Here is a 3,166-nt window from a genome sequence, read left to right on the forward strand (position 1 = left end):
CTCGATCGCGGACACGACACGCTTGCGAAGATCCAGAGAATAAGGCTTGCCCATCCATGCTGGCCTCCAACCCAGCCAGAATGGTGAATCAGAAACACACCGATTTGGGAATCCCAAATCGATTCAACCTAACCCCATCCCGCTTTAGCGCCTCGCGACCGCCACGCAAACAAAAAGGCCGGCTTTTCAGCCGGCCTTTTCAATTCATATCGCTCGCAATCAAGCCTTGACCAGCGGGCCCTTCGAGGTCGGCCCCTTCGAGCCGCCGGAGCCGCCACCGCCCGGCTTGGACTTGCCCGGCGGACGCTTGCGGGCGCCGGGCAGCTTCTCCTGCTTCGGCGTGATCGGACCGTCGAGGAACTCGAACCCGATCTTGTCCTTGGTCTCGTCGGCCTCGTCCTTGACCAGGACGACGCGGACGTGGCCGCCACCCTTGAGCTTGCCGAACAGCACCTCGTCAGCCAGCGGCTTCTTGATGTGCTCCTGGATGACGCGGGCCATGGGCCGTGCGCCCATCTGCTCGTCGTAACCATGCTGGACCAGCCAGGTCTTGGCGGGCTCGGACAGTTCGATGGTGACGTCGCGATCGCCGAGCTGAGCCTCGAGCTGAAGCACGAACTTCTCCACGACCGTACCGATCACCTCGACGCTGAGATGGCCGAACGAGACGATGGCATCGAGACGGTTGCGGAATTCCGGCGCGAACTGCCGGTTGATCGCCTCGTGGTCGTCGCCTTCCCGCTTCGAGCGCGTGAAGCCGAACGCCTGCTTGGCGAGATCCGAAGCACCTGCGTTCGTGGTCATGATCAGGATCACGTTGCGGAAGTTGACCTGCTTGCCGTTATGGTCGGTGAGCCGGCCGTGATCCATGATCTGGAGCAGCACGTTGTAGAGGTCGGGATGCGCCTTCTCGATTTCGTCGAGCAGAACCACGCAATGCGGATGCTGATCGACGCCGTCAGTGAGCAGGCCGCCCTGGTCGAAGCCGACATAGCCGGGAGGCGCGCCGATCAGACGCGACACGGTATGCCGCTCCATGTATTCGGACATGTCGAAGCGCAGCAACTCGACGCCGAGCGACGCTGCGAGCTGCTTTGCGACTTCGGTCTTGCCGACGCCGGTCGGTCCCGAGAACAAATAGCAGCCGATCGGCTTCTCCGGCTCGCGCAAACCGGCACGCGCCAGCTTGATCGATGCGGCCAGCGACTCGATGGCCTTGTCCTGGCCGAACACGGTGCGCTTCAGGGTCTGCTCGAGATGCTTGAGCACCTCGGCATCGTCCTTCGACACGCTCTTCGGCGGGATCCGCGCCATCGAGGCGATCGTGGTCTCGATCTCCTTGATGCCGATCGTCTTCTTGCGCTTGTTCTCGGCCACCAGCATCTGCGCCGCGCCTGACTCGTCGATCACGTCGATCGCCTTGTCCGGCAGCTTGCGGTCGTGGATGTAGCGCGAGGAGAGCTGCACCGCGGCCTCGATCGCCTCATTGGTGTACTTCAGCCGATGGTAGTCCTCGAAGTAAGGCTTGAGACCCTTGAGGATCGCGATCGCGTCCTCGACCGTCGGCTCGTTGATGTCGATCTTCTGGAAGCGCCGCACCAGCGCGCGGTCCTTCTCGAAGTGCTGGCGGTATTCCTTGTAGGTGGTCGAGCCCATGCAGCGGATCGTGCCCGAGGCAAGCGCCGGCTTGAGCAGGTTCGACGCATCCATCGCCCCGCCCGACGTCGCGCCCGCACCGATCACGGTGTGGATCTCGTCGATGAACAGGATGGCGTTGGGATGCGCTTCGAGCTCCTTCAGCACCTGCTTCAGGCGCTCCTCGAAGTCGCCACGATAGCGCGTGCCCGCGAGCAGCGTGCCCATGTCGAGCGAGAACACGGTCGCAGCCGCAAGAACCTCCGGCACCTCGCTGTCGACGATGCGCTTGGCGAGGCCCTCCGCGATCGCGGTCTTGCCGACACCGGCCTCGCCCACGAACAGCGGATTGTTCTTCTGCCGGCGGCACAGCACCTGGATCGCGCGGTTGATCTCGGAATTGCGTCCGATCACCGGATCGATCTTGCCGTCGCGCGCCTTTTTGTTGAGGTTGACGCAATAGGTCTCGAGCGCTTCGCCCTTCTTCTTGGCGTCCTCGGTACCCTTTGCCTCGGTCTCTTCGTCGACGCCGCGCACCGGCCGCGCCTCGGAGACGCCCGGCCGCTTGGCGATGCCGTGGCTGATGTAGTTGACGGCGTCATAGCGCGTCATGTCCTGCTCCTGCAGGAAGTACGCGGCATGGCTCTCGCGCTCGGCGAAGATCGCGATCAGCACGTTGGCGCCGGTCACCTCTTCGCGACCGGACGACTGCACATGGATCACCGCGCGCTGGATCACGCGCTGGAAACCGGCGGTCGGCTTGGCGTCGTCGGCGCCATCCGTCACCAGATTCTCGAATTCGGTTTCAAGGTAATTGACGAGGCTCGTGCGGAGCTTGTCGAGATCGACGCTACAGGCGCGCATGACGGCGGCTGCATCGGAGTCGTCGATCAGGGAGAGCAAGAGATGCTCGAGCGTCGCGTATTGGTGATGACGCTCGTTTGCGATCGCCAGCGCACGATGCAGGGATTGTTCAAGGCTTTGGGAAAAAGTCGGCATTCGCGTCCTCTATGGCCCCCACCATCATGATCGCCATCGCCCGGTCAGGCAACAACAACCTTTGTCACATATAGTTATACAAGACCGCGGCGAAAGACCGGTTCCGCGACTCAAATGGGCATTACGCGCCCACGGCATGCTCGATGCAAAACCCGTTCCGATTTGGGCAGAACTACCCATTTGGGCAGGATTGACGCCGCTGATTTTCGCGGGATCACGCAGCAGGATGTGCTGCCGTCACATACCGCGCAACCAGAACCGATCTAAATAACTCTGGATGTGAACGCGCAGTTATTTCTTTTCCATCACGCATTGCAGCGGATGCTGGTGCTTGCGGGCGAAGTCCATCACCTGCGTCACCTTGGTCTCGGCGATCTCGTAGGTGAATACGCCGCACTCGCCGATGCCGTGATGATGGACATGGAGCATGATCTTGGTCGCGGCCTCGATGTCCTTCTGGAAGAACTTCTCCAGCACATGGACGACGAATTCCATCGGCGTGTAGTCGTCGTTCAGGATCAGCACACGATAC

General features: G+C 61.8%; 2 protein-coding genes. Both read right to left on the reverse strand.

Going from position 1 to position 3,166, the window contains the following annotated elements; all coding sequences use genetic code 11:
- Positions 1 to 219: 219 nt before the first annotated feature.
- A complete protein-coding gene (gene clpA / locus AB4Z51_RS44635; protein WP_014494656.1) occupies positions 220 to 2,634 on the reverse strand; it encodes an ATP-dependent Clp protease ATP-binding subunit ClpA in 2,415 nt (804 codons plus the stop codon).
- A gap of 291 nt (positions 2,635 to 2,925) precedes the next feature.
- The coding region (gene clpS / locus AB4Z51_RS44640; protein WP_441499734.1) for an ATP-dependent Clp protease adapter ClpS at positions 2,926 to 3,166 on the reverse strand (241 nt) is incomplete at its 5' end.

This window comes from Bradyrhizobium sp. 2TAF36, assembly GCF_052114925.1.
Lineage (GTDB): Bacteria > Pseudomonadota > Alphaproteobacteria > Rhizobiales > Xanthobacteraceae > Bradyrhizobium > Bradyrhizobium barranii.